At 53.0% G+C, this 14,876-nt stretch carries 10 protein-coding genes and 1 pseudogene; 5 read left to right on the forward strand and 6 right to left on the reverse strand.

Going from position 1 to position 14,876, the window contains the following annotated elements:
• Positions 1–61: 61 nt before the first annotated feature.
• Positions 62–1,678 (reverse strand): multicopper oxidase CueO, encoded by a 1,617-nt coding sequence (gene cueO, locus HV352_RS19325; RefSeq protein ID WP_046275358.1) that lies wholly within the window; start codon positions 1,676–1,678, stop codon positions 62–64.
• Positions 1,679–1,831: 153 nt separating this feature from the next.
• Between cueO and HV352_RS19330 the strand changes: the two genes are divergently transcribed.
• Complete coding sequence (locus tag HV352_RS19330) at positions 1,832–2,179, forward strand: YacC family pilotin-like protein (protein WP_003018667.1); 348 nt, start codon at positions 1,832–1,834, stop codon at positions 2,177–2,179.
• Positions 2,180–2,206: 27 nt separating this feature from the next.
• Here HV352_RS19330 and HV352_RS19335 read toward each other — a convergent pair whose 3' ends face one another.
• On the reverse strand, positions 2,207–3,202 hold the full coding sequence (locus HV352_RS19335; RefSeq protein WP_103766822.1) for a LacI family DNA-binding transcriptional regulator: 996 nt from the start codon (positions 3,200–3,202) through the stop codon (positions 2,207–2,209).
• 238 nt (positions 3,203–3,440) lie between these two features.
• Here HV352_RS19335 and HV352_RS19340 point away from each other — a divergent pair, with 238 nt between their 5' ends.
• Together HV352_RS19340 and HV352_RS19345 are read left to right on the forward strand one after the other, a co-directional pair.
• Positions 3,441–4,844 carry a sugar porter family MFS transporter gene (locus HV352_RS19340; RefSeq protein ID WP_075847970.1) on the forward strand — a complete coding sequence of 468 codons (1,404 nt, stop codon included), beginning with the start codon at positions 3,441–3,443 and terminating at the stop codon, positions 4,842–4,844.
• Positions 4,845–4,861: 17 nt separating this feature from the next.
• Entirely contained in the window at positions 4,862–6,925 is a 2,064-nt protein-coding gene (locus HV352_RS19345) for a glycoside hydrolase family 36 protein (RefSeq protein WP_213351341.1), read from the forward strand.
• Between the two features lie 83 nt (positions 6,926–7,008).
• Here HV352_RS19345 and yacL read toward each other — a convergent pair whose 3' ends face one another.
• A complete protein-coding gene (yacL, locus tag HV352_RS19350; protein ID WP_075847966.1) occupies positions 7,009–7,371 on the reverse strand; it encodes a protein YacL in 363 nt (120 codons plus the stop codon).
• A 174-nt stretch (positions 7,372–7,545) separates the two neighbouring features.
• On the reverse strand, positions 7,546–10,143 hold the full coding sequence (gene acnB, locus HV352_RS19355; RefSeq protein ID WP_181634994.1) for a bifunctional aconitate hydratase 2/2-methylisocitrate dehydratase: 2,598 nt from the start codon (positions 10,141–10,143) through the stop codon (positions 7,546–7,548).
• 447 nt (positions 10,144–10,590) lie between these two features.
• Here acnB and HV352_RS19360 point away from each other — a divergent pair, with 447 nt between their 5' ends.
• Positions 10,591–12,192 (forward strand): DUF3300 domain-containing protein, encoded by a 1,602-nt coding sequence (locus tag HV352_RS19360; protein WP_181634995.1) that lies wholly within the window; start codon positions 10,591–10,593, stop codon positions 12,190–12,192.
• 10 nt (positions 12,193–12,202) lie between these two features.
• Positions 12,203–12,997, forward strand: a complete 795-nt coding sequence (locus tag HV352_RS19365) for a DUF2950 family protein (RefSeq protein ID WP_047499851.1) — start codon at positions 12,203–12,205, stop codon at positions 12,995–12,997.
• Positions 12,998–13,058: 61 nt separating this feature from the next.
• On the opposite strand, the pseudogene traT reads toward HV352_RS19365, so the two are convergent.
• Together traT and lpdA are read right to left on the reverse strand one after the other, a co-directional pair.
• A pseudogene (traT, locus tag HV352_RS19370) lies at positions 13,059–13,241 on the reverse strand (complement resistance protein TraT); the annotation flags it as partial.
• A 67-nt stretch (positions 13,242–13,308) separates the two neighbouring features.
• A complete protein-coding gene (lpdA, locus tag HV352_RS19375; protein WP_016155701.1) occupies positions 13,309–14,733 on the reverse strand; it encodes a dihydrolipoyl dehydrogenase in 1,425 nt (474 codons plus the stop codon).
• Between the last annotated feature and the right edge of the window lie 143 nt (positions 14,734–14,876).

Here is a 14,876-nt window from a genome sequence, read left to right on the forward strand (position 1 = left end):
AGTAATAATCCGTTTTTGGAATAAACATTTAGCGGATAGCGCCACCGCTATCCGCCGCTGTTTATACGGTAAAACCGAGCATCATCCCGGTATCCTCATGCTCTAACAAATGGCAGTGCGCCATATAGGCATGTTCCTTTGGCGCGTCGTGGTCAAATTTCACCAGCACCTCGCTCACGCCGCCCTCTACCCGCACCGTATCTTTCCATCCCGCGCGGTGCGCAGCAGGCGCTTTGCCATTTTCAGACAGAATACGGAACTGCGTGCCGTGAATGTGGAACGGATGCAGCATCATGTCGCCCTGACCGGAAATCACCCAGCGTTCGTGTTGACCTTTCGCCGCGGCAAACATCGGTTTATTCATATCAAACGCCTGACCATTAATCCGGTTGGCATTATGGAAATCGAATGTTCCATGCTTCATGTTGCCCATGTCACCATGCTGCATATTCCCCATCTCACCGTGGTTCATATTGCCATGCTTCATGTTCCCGTGGCCCATATTGTCATTATTCATATGGCCCATCATCTTGCCATGATCCATACCCGCCATAGCCTGAGCGCCGTACTTCTTCATCAACATTTGCATGCCCATCATGTCGAGCATTGGGTCCATCGATAATTGCAGTTTGCGCACCGTCAGCCCCTCAAGCGATGGCAGCGCCGGCATGGATGTCAGCGTATCCGGCAACGTGCCGGAAGCGGTAATCAGCAGCGGCTGAACGCGCATCACCGGATGCGGCTTATCAAATGGCGCAATCGCCATGCCCATCTGACCCACAGGCAGAGTGACCAGATCAAACGCTTTACCGTCGCTCACATCCACCAGCACTTCAAAGCGTTCGCCCATCAGCATAGGAAGTTCGGTTACTTTTACTGGCTCCGCCAACAGTCCGCCGTCGCTGGCAATAACGTACAAAGGACGATTGTCGCTGGCCGCGATATTCAGTGAGCGTGCGTTACAACCATTTAGCAGACGCAGACGCAGCCAACCGCGCGGTGCAGCATGCTGAGGATAAATCGCCCCATTGGTTAGCAGCGTATCGCCAAACCAGCCGACGGCAGCGGTCATGATGTCCAGTTGATAGTTAACCTGACCATCAGCAGAGAACTGTTTATCCTGAATAATCACCGGCACATCATCAATGCCCCACTGCTTAGGCAGCAGCAGCTTGCGAATCTCTTCATCTTCAATCAGCACCAGTCCGGCCAGGCCCATCGCCACCTGATGACCGGTCTTCCCATGCTGATGCGGGTGGAACCAGCAGGTTGCCGCGCGCTGATCCGGTGTGAAGGTCACAGAACGTTTCCCACCCGCCGGAATAATACCTTGCGGGCCACCGTCGACTTCACCGGGGATTTCCAGCCCGTGCCAGTGCAACGTCGTCTCTTCGGCAAGCTGGTTATGGATATCCACCGTCACCGATTGCCCTTTACTCAGCTTGACCGCCGGCCCGAGCAAACTGCCGTTATATCCCCAGGTCGTGGCTGTTTTGCCTGCAAAACTCGACTGTCCGGCTTGCACGATCAGCTGCATACGGTTAGAGGCATCTGCGGTTAACAGGTCTGGAATGGGTAATGCGGGACGGTCTGCAGCAAATACGCTCCGGCTCCACAGAGGTAACGCTGACGCGACGCCCAGCGCCACGGAGTACTTTAAAAAGTCACGACGTTGCATAATCACTTCCTTATATTCAGCAGCTTAAGCAGGCTATCTTTTAAGCATAACCCTTCCCCTTACGGGAAGGTCAAGTAAACGGCTAATAATAAAGGTCGTCGCTTCGCTCGCAGTGTGCTAACGTTTAAATTCCGTGATGCAGTGGTAGAAGCAATGAAGACGTTTTTCAGAACCGTTTTGTTCGGCAGCCTGATGGCCGTATGCGCAAACAGCTACGCGCTTAGTGAGTCCGAAGCCGAAGATATGGCCGATTTAACGGCAGTTTTTGTTTTTCTGAAAAATGACTGTGGATACCAGAATTTGCCAAATGGGCAGATTCGTCGCGCACTGGTCTTTTTTGCCCAGCAAAACCAGTGGGACCTGAGTAATTACGACACCTTCAATATGAAAGCGTTGGGTGAAGACAGCTACCGCGACCTCAGCGGTATAGGCATCCCAACGGCCAAGAAATGTAAAGCGCTGGCACGTGACTCCCTGAGCCTGTTGGCTTACGTTAAATAGCCGCGCTGCGGAACCAGCAAGCTTCGCTTACTCTTTTACCGGCAACGTCAGCAACACTGATTTTGCCTGGTTTTCCCCTTTAGTGACTCTCAATATCGCCAACCCCAGTTGCCGCCCAACCTCTTCGTGATCGACGGTAAATAGACAACTCGACGACACCACTCGCACAGAAAAATCACTGCTTGCCGTGGCGCACAGCATGTTTTTTTCATTGAGTCCGCACTCGGGTAACGAGGCCAGATAGTGACTCGCCCCCATCAGTAAAAAGTCGTTGATGAAAATAATGAAATCAGGCCGCTCTGGCTGCTGTAGAAATTGCCGCGCGGCCTCTTCACCGGAAGATTCAGCTACGCTGCCAAAGAAAACCAACCCGTCATGGTAATGAATCCCTTGCACCGCCAACGCCTGCAAACAGCCGGTCAAGAACTGACGGCCATGCATACTGTCCGGGCCAAGCGTCGCAATGGCAATACGTTGCGCTCCGAGACGCAGTGCCGCACGCACGCATTGTTTCCCCATCTCCTCATGATGAAAATCGACCCAATTGAAGTTCCCGCCCAGCGAGCGGCTTTGCCCCATCGTCACAAAGGGAAACTTTAGTTCATCAAGCAGAAGGATCCGTTCATCATCAATACGAGTGTCTGTCAGGATAATCGCGTCAGCACGGTTCTGCTCAACAATTTTATGCAGCAGTTGTAGCTCACTTTCGCGATCGGTAGAAATATGGATGACCGGATCGATGGCACTCTCTTTTAAACTAGCCTGTAGCCCCCTGGCGATAGCCATAAAGAACGAGGCGGTATGGATATTGCCATCATCCGCTGCAGGCAGCAGCAGAGCCACGACCCCTGTTTTACCACTACGCAAATAGCGGGCTGATGCATTTGGCCGGTAACCCAGTTTATCCGCCGCTTCCAGTACCTTTTTACGGGTGTGGTTACTGATATCACTTTTATTATTTAGCGCTTTCGAAACCGTCGCTGTCGAAAGATTAAGATACGCCGCCAGCTCTTTTATATTCATATTTATTATGGACTAAACAGCTCTGAACAAGGATATTCCTGCCAATTTAACTGATTAGTTTTTACGTGACAATAAAAAACATTTCGACACGACTTTATTGTGTAGCAACGATCACAATTATGCAGTTACAACCATTGAAATCATTATTTTTCAGATCTAGCATAAAACAATACGAAATCGATTAAGTATTAAAACAAAAAGCCCTGAAAATAATCATACAAACAAAGGTACTTATATCATGACATTAGATAGTACGCTTCCAACTGCGGCCAAAAAACATAAAACGCGCCCCCAAGTCATCTGGATTTGCCTGTTGGCTGCGCTCGCAGGGCTGTTATTTGGCCTGGATATCGGCGTCATTTCCGGCGCACTCCCGCTGATCGCTAAAGAGTATCAACTGCTGGATAGCCAGCAGGAGTGGGTGGTCAGTTCAATGATGGTCGGCGCCGCCGTCGCAACTCTGTGTAGCGGTTTTCTGGCCTATCGCCTGGGCCGTAAATACGCTTTATTAATCGCCGCGGCCTCCTTTTGCTTAGGAGCGATTATTTGTACCTGCGCAGTTGGCCCAGGGATGCTCATCGTCGGACGGCTGATCCTCGGCGTCGGTCTGGGTGTCGCATCTTATGCGACACCACTCTATCTTTCTGAAATAACGCCAAAAAACATTCGCGGTGCAATGATATCAGCCTATCAATTGATGATTGCGCTAGGCATCTTGCTGGTTTTTCTGACCAATACCGCCTTTAGCTACAGCGGCAACTGGCGCGGTATGCTGCTGGTTGTCGCCATCCCTTCACTGGTCTTTCTGTTCGGGGCGCTATTCCTGCCGCGCAGCCCGCGCTGGCTCATGATGCATGGCCGTGAAGAGGAGGCTCGGATAGTGTTAATCCGCCTGCGTAATAGCCGTGAAGAGGTGGAGAATGAGCTTAGCGAAATTAAAGAACAGCTCAACGTTAAGCAACAAGGCTGGAATTTATTCAAAGAAAACAGGAATTTTCGTCGCAGTGTTAGCCTGGGAATTATTTTGCAAATCATGCAGCAGTTCTCTGGCGTAAATGTGATGATGTATTACGCGCCGCGTATATTCCATGAAATTGGCTTCACTTCAACAGCCGAGCAGATGTGGGGCACGGTTATTGTGGGCTTCGTGATGACGCTCGCCACCTTTATTGCCGTCGGCTTCGTCGATCGCTGGGGACGAAAACCAATGCTGTACGCTGGTTTTATCACGATGGGTTTCGCTATGAGCATCGTAGGGACGTTGCTGGGTGGTGATGCGTTATCAGCGCTGGAGAAAGGTATCACGGTTACCATGCTGTTGCTGTTTATCGTCGGCTTCTCCATGTCTGCCGGGCCGCTTATCTGGTTATTGTGCTCTGAGATTCAACCGCTGAAAGGCCGAGAATTTGGTATCACCTGCTCCACTTTTACCTGTCACATCGCCGGGATGATTGTCAGTGCAACCTTCCTATCATTGCTAAATAGTTTAGGTAGCGCCCATACATTTTATTTATATGCGCTACTGAATATTGTCGCCCTCGTGATCATCTATCTTTTTGTGCCTGAAACAAAAAATATTTCACTGGAGCGCATTGAGCAAAACCTGATGGCAGGAAAAAAACTGCGAAATATCGGACAATAATACAAGGGTGCGACAAGATGAGCTTTATAGACTTTAAAGAAGATAACTTTCATATTTCCTTCGAGTTAAATGAAGAACAACAAATTTATATCAGCCAGTTTTTACTTGTCGGAAAGAGTGATGTACAGGGTGCATTCCCTCTTATTCAGGTGCATGTCAGTGGCCATAATCAAAACGATCACCACGCCCGTAAGCATACCGGTAGCGAACCAGGCTCCTCTCTGCGCTATCACGCCCATCGGGAAAGCGAAAATGCGCAGGGGAAAAAACTGGAGATAGATCTACATAGCCCAGCGGTTCACGCCCGCTGGCATCTACAGCATTTTCGTGGGCTACAGGCGGGCCGCGTCTGGTGTGATATCCGTAACGCCAGCGCCGATACTATCGGCCTGGAGTATGTCAGTTCGCTGACGTTGTTCGCCATCGACAGCCTGCCCTGGCAAAAAAATAGCGTCCTGCATCTACCGCATAATAACTGGTACGGCGAAGCACAGTGGAAAAGCGCCACACCACCAGAGCTTGGGCTGGATAAGGTGAATGTCTTCTCCCTTAATCGTATCGCTATCGAAAACACAGGAACCTGGTCCAGTATCGGCTATCTTCCTATGGCGGCATTTGAAGACACGGCGGCAGGAACAACGCTACTCTGGCAAATTGAGCATAACGGTTCATGGCAATGGGAGATCGGTGATTTCCGTAATCGTCTCTATTTGCAGGCTAGCGGGCCAACGGAAAACGAAAATCACTGGTGGAAACAACTACTACCCGGTGAAACCTTTACCTCCGTGCCTGTTGCCGTAAGCCAGGTACACGGCGGGCTGCAAGAGGCGCTACAAGAGATAACGCGCTATCGTCGACGAATAATGCGCCCTTCACAGGATAATGTGCAGCTACCAGTGATCTTCAATGATTATATGAACTGCCTCTCAGGTGACCCTACGACTGAAAAGTTGCTGCCGTTGATTGATGCAGCCGCAAAGGCTGGCTGCGAATATTTCTGTATTGATTGCGGTTGGTACTCGGACGGTGAATGGTGGGATGGCGTCGGTGAATGGCTGCCTTCATCCGCGCGTTTCCCTGGCGGGATCCACGAACCGCTTGAGTATATTGCCGCCAAAGGGATGAAATCAGGTCTGTGGTTAGAGCTTGAGGTCATGGGCATAGCTTGTCCGCTGGCGCAAAAGCTGCCCGATGAGTGTTTTTTCCAGCGTCATGGCAAACGGGTTATCGACCACCAGCGCTATCAGCTCGATTTCCGCCACCCATTGGTACAAGAACATGCCGAACGGATCATCACGCGCCTGGTCGAGGATTACGGTGTTAGCTATATCAAAATGGATTACAACATCAATGCAGGCAGCGGTACTGACTACCAGGCCGACAGCAGCGGCGACGGCCTGTTGCAGCATAACCGTGCCTATCTAACCTGGCTGCAGAAAACAATGCAACGCTACCCACAACTGGTGATCGAGAACTGCGGCAGCGGTGGTTTACGGATGGATTACGCGATGCTGCAACAGCACAGTATTCAATCCGTTACCGATCAAACCGACTATCGGCTCATGGCGGCTATCGCTGCCGCCGCAGCGTCAGCGGTCACTCCTGAGCAAGCTGCTATCTGGTCTTATCCACTGCGCGAGGGGGATCGGGAAGAAGTGGTGATGAATATGGTTAACAGCATGCTGCTGCGGGTGCATCAGAGTGGTCATCTGGCGGAGTTGAGTGAAGAACGTTTTGCGCTGGTTCAGGAAGGGATTGCGCTGTATAAAACGTTTCGCGAGAAAATTCCGCATCTACAGCCTTTCTGGCCGTTGGGTATGCCCACATTATCCTCACCGTGGTTGGCCTTTGGCCTGCGTAACGAGCATGAGGCGTGGCTCGCGGTATGGCGTATGGACAGCGAACAAGGAGCGATGACCGTCCCTCTCGCGCAACTCGCCACTATCACCTGCGTGTATCCCCAGGCCGAACAGTCGCGCTGCCAGCCTATACTCCAGTCGTCAGGTGCCTGCGTTTTTCTGAACCAAAAGATGACCGCAAGGTTATTTCACCTTACTTTTACCAGTGAATACACCCGATAACGGGCCTGCGAAAAAGTGCTCGGCTATCGGGTGCGCACAGCGCTCACCCGATAGTAATGCGGAGCCGAGTGGCTCCGCGTTGATTAGCGTTGTTGTACAAACTCGCGGTACGCCGCCACGACCTGAAGAAAGTCCTCTACGCCGCAAAGTGAAAAGCTCTCTTCGTCGTAGTAGCTCATCCCCTCTTCCATTTCATCTCCGGAGAATTCCAGCTGATTGGCGCGCACCATCACCTCTTCACCATCCAGCCAGAGCGTGTATTCATGCCCTGCTCGCTGCCAGGAGCGCTCACTGCCCTTCACCGCATGCGCCGCCTGTTCCACTTCATCAAGTAAGGCCAGGTTCTCTTTCACTTCTTCGTTAAACCAGTGCCCCACCACCTCGTGGCCCATGGACATACGCACTTTTACCACTCCGGTAATATCGCGCAGAAATTCGTAATCCATAATATCTTCCTCTGCTCCCGGCAATGCGCCAATACCGCATTGCACCTTGCTGTAATTATCGCAGCAGCGCGGCAGAAAAAAAGCGTAGCGGGTATAAGGAATAGAAATAAAAATGCCCGGAGAAGCAGACTTCTCCGGGCATTGATGCGTTTTTACACAAATCGCGTTAGCGTATTACACCGCGGTCTGGAAAATCACACCATCGGCTTTCTCAGTATACTGAGACAGCTGGTCGAAGTTCAGATAACGGTAAGTATCCACCGCCGTCTTATCAACCTGCGCCACATAGGTCTGATACTCTTCCGCCGTCGGCAGTTTGCCAATCAGCGCCGCAACCGCCGCCAGCTCCGCAGAAGCCAGGTAGACGTTCGCCCCGGTACCTAAACGGTTCGGGAAGTTACGGGTAGAGGTCGAAACCACCGTTGCGCCGTCAGCCACACGCGCCTGGTTACCCATGCACAGCGAACAGCCTGGGATCTCAATACGCGCACCGCTCTTACCAAACACGCTGTAGTAGCCTTCTTCGGTCAGCTGCGCCGCATCCATACGGGTTGGCGGAGCCACCCACAGACGCGTCGGCAACTGGCCTTTGTGTGCATCCAGCAGTTTACCCGCTGCACGGAAGTGGCCGATGTTAGTCATGCAGGAGCCAATGAAGACTTCATCGATCTTCTCGCCCTGCACGTCAGACAGCAGACGCGCGTCGTCCGGATCGTTCGGTGCACACAGGATTGGCTCTTTGATATCCGCCAGATCGATGTCGATCACTGCCGCGTATTCTGCGTCAGAGTCGGCTTCCAGCAATTGCGGATCCGCCAGCCATTTTTCCATCCCCTGCACACGGCGCTCCAGCGTACGGCGATCGCCGTAACCTTCAGCGATCATCCACTTCAGCAGAACGATGTTAGAGTTCAGATACTCAACGATCGGCTCTTTGTTCAGTTTGATGGTACAACCAGCAGCGGAACGTTCAGCGGAGGCATCGGTCAGTTCGAACGCCTGCTCCACTTTCAGATCCGGCAGACCTTCGATTTCGAGGATGCGGCCAGAGAAGATGTTTTTCTTACCTTTCTTCTCAACGGTTAGCAGACCCTGTTTGATCGCGTACAGCGGAATGGCGTGTACCAGATCGCGCAGGGTAATCCCCGGCTGCATTTTGCCTTTGAAACGCACCAGAACGGATTCCGGCATATCCAGCGGCATCACGCCGGTCGCAGCAGCAAACGCCACCAGGCCAGAACCCGCCGGGAAGGAGATGCCAATCGGGAAACGAGTATGGGAGTCACCGCCGGTGCCGACGGTATCCGGCAACAGCATGCGGTTCAGCCAGGAGTGGATTACGCCATCGCCCGGACGCAGCGACACGCCGCCACGGTTCATGATGAAGTCCGGCAGAGTGTGGTGCGTGGTCACGTCAACCGGCTTCGGATACGCGGCAGTGTGACAGAAGGACTGCATCACCAGGTCAGCAGAGAAGCCCAGGCACGCCAGGTCTTTCAGTTCATCACGGGTCATCGGGCCGGTGGTATCCTGAGAACCCACGGAGGTCATCTTCGGTTCGCAGTACGCGCCCGGACGGATACCTTTCACACCGCAGGCGCGGCCCACCATTTTCTGCGCCAGAGAGAAGCCGCGGCTGCTTTCCGCCACGTCTTTCGCCTGACGGAATACGTCGCTGTGCGGCAGTCCCAGCGCTTCGCGCGCTTTGGTGGTCAGGCCACGACCGATGATCAGCGGAATACGGCCACCAGCGCGCACTTCGTCGATCAGCACATCAGTTTTCAGCTCAAAGCTTGCCAGCAATTCGCCGGTTTCGTGGTTACGCACTTCTCCTTTGAACGGGTAAACGTCAATCACGTCGCCCATGTTCATGTTCGAAACGTCCACTTCGATTGGCAGTGCGCCCGCATCTTCCATGGTATTGAAGAAGATCGGTGCAATTTTGCCGCCGAGACACAGACCGCCGCCGCGCTTGTTCGGTACATGAGGGATATCATCGCCCATGAACCACAGTACGGAGTTGGTTGCAGATTTACGCGAAGAGCCGGTACCAACAACGTCACCCACATAAGCCAGCGGGTAGCCTTTTTTCTGCAGTTCTTCAATCTGTTTGATCGGGCCTACCGCGCCCGGCTGGTCCGGTTCAATACCTTCACGGGCGTTTTTCAGCATCGCCAGCGCGTGCAGAGGGATATCCGGGCGAGACCATGCGTCCGGTGCCGGAGAGAGGTCATCGGTGTTGGTTTCACCCGTCACTTTAAACACGGTAACGGTGATTTTTTCAGCCAGAGCAGGACGGTTCAGGAACCATTCGGCATCGGCCCAGGACTGCATTACCTGCTTCGCATATTCGTTGCCCGCTTTGGCTTTTTCTTCTACATCGTAGAAGTTATCGAACATCAGCAGCGTTGAAGAGAGCGCTTTGGCGGCGATCGGCGCCAGTTTTGCGTCGTCAAGCGCGTCGATCAGCGGATGAATGTTGTAACCACCCTGCATGGTGCCCAGCAGTTCAATGGCTTTTTCTGGAGTCACCAGCGGGGAGGTGGTGTCGCCTTTCGCGACGGCAGCGAGAAAACCCGCTTTAACATAAGCGGCTTCATCTACGCCAGGAGGAACGCGGTTGATCAACAGGTCTAACAGGAATTCTTCTTCGCCCACAGGCGGGGTCTTCAGCAGCTCGACAAGTGCGGCCATTTGGGTTGCGTCTAACGGTTTTGGCACAATCCCCTGGGCAGCACGCTCAGCTACGTGCTTACGGTATTCTTCTAGCACGACGATATCTCCTCGCTCTCATTGTCATAATGCGGCGCTTTTGTAGATGGGCGATTCTCTTCACGCTCCTGTGAGACAGTAGTTAGTAGGGTAAATGCCCGGTACCGCGTAAGGCACAATAACAGGATTTTCATTAAGTGTTAATCCGTTTACAAAAAAGCAACATAAAAAATTGGCTGAATCGTTAAGAATGGTGTAGCGACAAGGCGGGGCGTAATTTAGGCTCCCTAAAAACGATGTGAAACGGTGGATTTTCAAGCGCGACATGCTGAATATTCCAGCGATTTTTCAGCCATCAGATATAATTGTGTAATAAATCTTCACACTCTTTTTCCGGACCTGCTGGGTGAATCCCCAATAAAAGTCAAAACTATCTAACACGGGTGAATAATACTCGCGGCAACAGAACGCCTCACGGCACAGCGCTTGTCTCGTTGGAGTCATTTTATGAAGTTGCCCTTTAAGCCACATCTGCTTGTCCTTCTGTGCAGTGCCGGGCTGTTTGCCGCCTCTGGCGTGATGTTCGTTAAAAGTCGCGCAACGGAGCCAGTAGCTCCAGCCCCCGTCGCACAGCAACCGTCCGCACCGGCTCCAGCTCCCGTAGCGGCCCCTGCCCCGGCCGACCAACCAGCGCCCACCGCAGCCCCTACGTACACATCGGCACAAATCGATCAGTGGGTTGCGCCTATCGCGCTCTATCCGGATTCACTGCTGTCGCAAATTTTGATGGCCTCAACCTACCCGGCCAACGTCATCCAGGCCGCGCAGTGGTCAAAAGACAATCCAAAAATGCAGGGTGATGCCGCCATTCAGGCCGTTGCCAGCCAACCCTGGGATCCCAGCGTGAAATCGCTGGTGGCGTTTCCACAGCTGATGTCGCTGATGGGTGAAAATCCGCCGTGGGTACAGAGCCTGGGCGATGCATTCCTTGCGCAGCCGAAAGAGGTTATGGATTCCGTTCAACGCCTGCGTGCGCTGGCGCAACAGACCGGAGCGTTGCAATCTACACCGCAGCAGACCGTTACTACCGTGGTCAAAGCTGCACCGGCTAAAACCGTCACCAGCGAGTCAACGACCACAACAGCCACGACCGCCGCCTCAGCAAGCCCAACGGTAATCAAAATTGAATCCGCCGACCCGCAGGTAGTTTACGTTCCCACCTATAACCCAAATACGGTTTACGGTACCTGGCCGAACACCGCCTATCCGCCAACCTATCTACCGCCAACGCCCGGCGAGCAGTTTGGCAACAGCTTCGTTAACGGTTTAGGCTTCAGCCTCGGCGTCGCCACAACTTATGCCATTTTCAGCAATATCGACTGGGATGACGACGATGACTGGGATCACCATCATAACGATGACTGGGATAACCATGGCGGCTATAACCGCAACGGTGATAACAACATCAATATCAACGTTGATAACTTCAATAAAATCAGTGGACAGCGTCTGACGGATGCCAACCGTACCTGGCAGCACAACCCGACCTATCGCGAAGGGGTGCCGTACCCTAATAGCCAGCTCAATAACCGTTTCCACTCCACTAACACGGCTACGGGCCTAAGCTCAACCCAGCAAAGACCGGTCAACCGTGATAGCCAGCGTCAGGCAGCGTTGAGTCAGATGGAAAAATCAACGGGGAAAACCTTCCCCCAGACGGCGCGTACGGGAACGAAAGACGCCCAGCGTCAGGCATCCAGCCAACAGCTAAAGCAAATTTCCCAGCGTAATAATTACCGTGGTTACGATAGCAAACCGCAAACGGCAAAACGGGCAAACGCTCAGCAACATGAACATCGCCAGGCCGCCACTCAGCGACAAGAGAAACGGGTCACGCAACCAGCGCAGCAACGCAACGTGCAGCAGCGCAATCTTCAACAGCGTACCAGCCAGCCGCGGGCCAATGCGCTGAGCGGCAACGACAGTCGCTCCGCCAGTTGGCAGGCGCAGCAGCAGCGAGGGGCTCAAAGCAGGCAGGTCGCCCGCAACCAGCCATCTCGCCAGCTATCCGGCGACCGTGCTGAACACCGTGAATTCCGTCATCGTTAAGGGAAGCGACATGAAAAATAAACTACTCAGTGGAATGGTGTTATTCATGGTTTCGACCACCGCGATGGCACAGCAATCCTTCAGCACACCAGACCAGGCGACCGATGCCCTGGCAACCGCGATAAGCGAGCAGAATGAAAGCGCGATGAACAACCTGCTCGGGGAAAACTGGCGCGAGTTTCTGCCACCGGAAGGCGTCGATCCTGATGCGGTTGATCGCTTCCTGCGCGACTGGAAGGTCCGCCATAATACTGTCATCGACGGCAATAGCGCGCACCTGGTGGTCGGGGACAGCGACTGGCAACTGCCGATCCCGGTTGTTAAAACCGCTTCCGGCTGGCAATTTGATATCAAGGAAGCGGCCGAAGAGATCCTGACCCGTGAGATTGGGCGCAACGAACTTGCCGCTATTGAAGCATTACACGCCTATGTTGATGCTCAGCAAAGCTACTTTGCGATGAACCAAAAATACGCGCAAAAGATTGTCAGTTCTGAAGGGAAAAAAGATGGTCTGTACTGGCCTGTTTCGCCCGGCGAAGCGCCAAGCCCGCTTGGCCCGGCCTTTAGTCCGCAGGAGCCTGGCACGGGCTATCACGGCTATCGTTTCCGTATCCTTCCCGATAAAACCAGCGGCTTTGCGATGGTTGCCTGGCCCGTCAGCTACGATCACACTGGTGTTATGAGTTTTATGATTAACGGTGATGATAAAGTCTACCAGGCCGATCTCGGCGCTGATGCACAGCAGAAAGCCGAGGCGTTAACCGCATATCATCTGGATAAAAACTGGCAGCCCGTAGCGCCCTGAATGTCAGTCAAATAGTGAGTTGACCGGGGAAGCGAAGCCCTTCCGGCCAACTCACGAGAGATTACAGGATGTTAGCGACGGATTTCGCCAGCTGCGCTTCCAGAACCGGTTTCGCTTCTTCGAACTTAAGGTTCACTTTGTTGGCATTAGACACGACGCGGGTCTGGTATTTTGCGCGATCGCCCTGCGCGCTGCTGGTTTGCAGCTTGATACCGGACGTGCCCTGGCGCAGTGCGGCAACGTTACCAAAACTGGTAGCTTTCAGGCAAAAAAAACGCCTCCGAAGAGGCGTTTTCACAAAAGCGGGAAGATTACTTTTTCTTCGCTTTCGGGTTTGGCAGGTCGGTGATGCTACCTTCGAACACTTCTGCCGCCAGGCCCACAGACTCGTGCAGAGTCGGGTGCGCGTGGATGGTCAGCGCGATGTCTTCAGCATCACAACCCATTTCGATCGCCAGACCGATTTCACCCAGCAGCTCGCCGCCGTTGGTACCGACAATCGCACCACCGATAACACGGTGAGATTCTTTGTCGAAAATCAGTTTAGTCATACCGTCTGCGCAGTCGGAAGCGATAGCACGACCAGAAGCAGCCCACGGGAAGGTGGCGGTCTCAAAGCTGATGCCTTTCTCTTTCGCTTCTTTCTCAGTCAGGCCAACCCATGCAACTTCTGGTTCAGTGTATGCGATGGATGGGATAACTTTCGGATCGAAGTAGTGTTTCTTACCGGCGATAACTTCAGCGGCAACGTGACCTTCGTGAACACCTTTGTGCGCCAGCATCGGCTGACCGACGATATCGCCGATAGCAAAGATGTGCGGCACGTTGGTACGCAACTGTTTGTCAACGCGGATGAAGCCACGGTCATCAACTTCCACGCCAGCTTTGCCCGCGTCGAGGTTTTTGCCGTTCGGTACACGACCGATAGCCACCAGCACTGCATCGTAACGCTGAGCTTCAGCAGGCGCTTTTTTGCCTTCCATGGAAACGTAGATACCGTCTTCTTTCGCTTCAACGGCAGTTACTTTGGTTTCCAGCATCAGGTTGAATTTCTTGCTGATGCGTTTGGTAAAGACTTTAACCACGTCTTTATCGGCAGCCGGGATAACCTGGTCGAACATTTCAACCACGTCGATCTCTGAACCCAGCGCATGGTAAACGGTACCCATTTCCAGACCGATGATACCGCCGCCCATTACCAGCAGGCGCTTAGGAACAGTTTTCAGTTCCAGTGCATCGGTGGAATCCCACACGCGCGGATCTTCATGCGGAATGAATGGCAGTTCGATCGGACGGGAACCCGCCGCGATGATCGCGTTGTCAAAGTTGATCACGGTTTTGCCGTTTTCACCTTCAACTTCCAGGGTGTTTGCCCCGGTAAATTTACCCAGACCGTTCACCACTTTCACTTTACGGCCTTTGGCCATACCCGCCAGACCGCCGGTCAGTTGAGTGATAACTTTTTCTTTCCAGGTACGAATCTTGTCGATATCGGTTTTCGGCTCGCCAAAAACGATACCGTGTTCAGCCAGCGCTTTGGCTTCTTCGATAACTTTTGCTACGTGCAGCAGCGCTTTAGAAGGGATACAGCCGACGTTCAGACAAACACCACCGAGGGTGCTGTAACGTTCTACGATGACGGTCTCCAGACCTAAATCTGCGCAACGGAAGGCAGCAGAGTAACCTGCAGGGCCTGCCCCAAGTACCACGACCTGAGTTTTGATTTCAGTGCTCATCATGACCTCTTAATTTATACCCGTCGTCCACCGGGTCGTTCTATCCGCCCGTATTTTACAAAATTGTTAACAATTTTGAAACAACAAACGGCAACCGATTTGTCTTTCGCACAATAACCTCACTGACTTCATGAGATTACCAG

Origin of the sequence: Citrobacter sp. RHBSTW-01044, from assembly GCF_013781945.1 — a bacterium.
Classification (GTDB): domain Bacteria; phylum Pseudomonadota; class Gammaproteobacteria; order Enterobacterales; family Enterobacteriaceae; genus Citrobacter; species Citrobacter braakii.

Bases quoted from the DNA above. Each gene is read 5' to 3' on its own strand.
- yacL (WP_075847966.1), bottom strand. From the start codon at position 7,371: ATGGATTACGAATTTCTGCGCGATATTACCGGAGTGGTAAAAGTGCGT.
- HV352_RS19365 (WP_047499851.1), top strand. From the start codon at position 12,203: ATGAAAAATAAACTACTCAGTGGAATGGTGTTATTCATGGTTTCGACC.
- HV352_RS19345 (WP_213351341.1), top strand. From the start codon at position 4,862: ATGAGCTTTATAGACTTTAAAGAAGATAACTTTCATATTTCCTTCGAG.
- HV352_RS19360 (WP_181634995.1), top strand. From the start codon at position 10,591: ATGAAGTTGCCCTTTAAGCCACATCTGCTTGTCCTTCTGTGCAGTGCC.
- lpdA (WP_016155701.1), bottom strand. From the start codon at position 14,733: ATGAGCACTGAAATCAAAACTCAGGTCGTGGTACTTGGGGCAGGCCCT.
- HV352_RS19335 (WP_103766822.1), bottom strand. From the start codon at position 3,202: ATGAATATAAAAGAGCTGGCGGCGTATCTTAATCTTTCGACAGCGACG.
- cueO (WP_046275358.1), bottom strand. From the start codon at position 1,678: ATGCAACGTCGTGACTTTTTAAAGTACTCCGTGGCGCTGGGCGTCGCG.
- HV352_RS19340 (WP_075847970.1), top strand. From the start codon at position 3,441: ATGACATTAGATAGTACGCTTCCAACTGCGGCCAAAAAACATAAAACG.
- HV352_RS19330 (WP_003018667.1), top strand. From the start codon at position 1,832: ATGAAGACGTTTTTCAGAACCGTTTTGTTCGGCAGCCTGATGGCCGTA.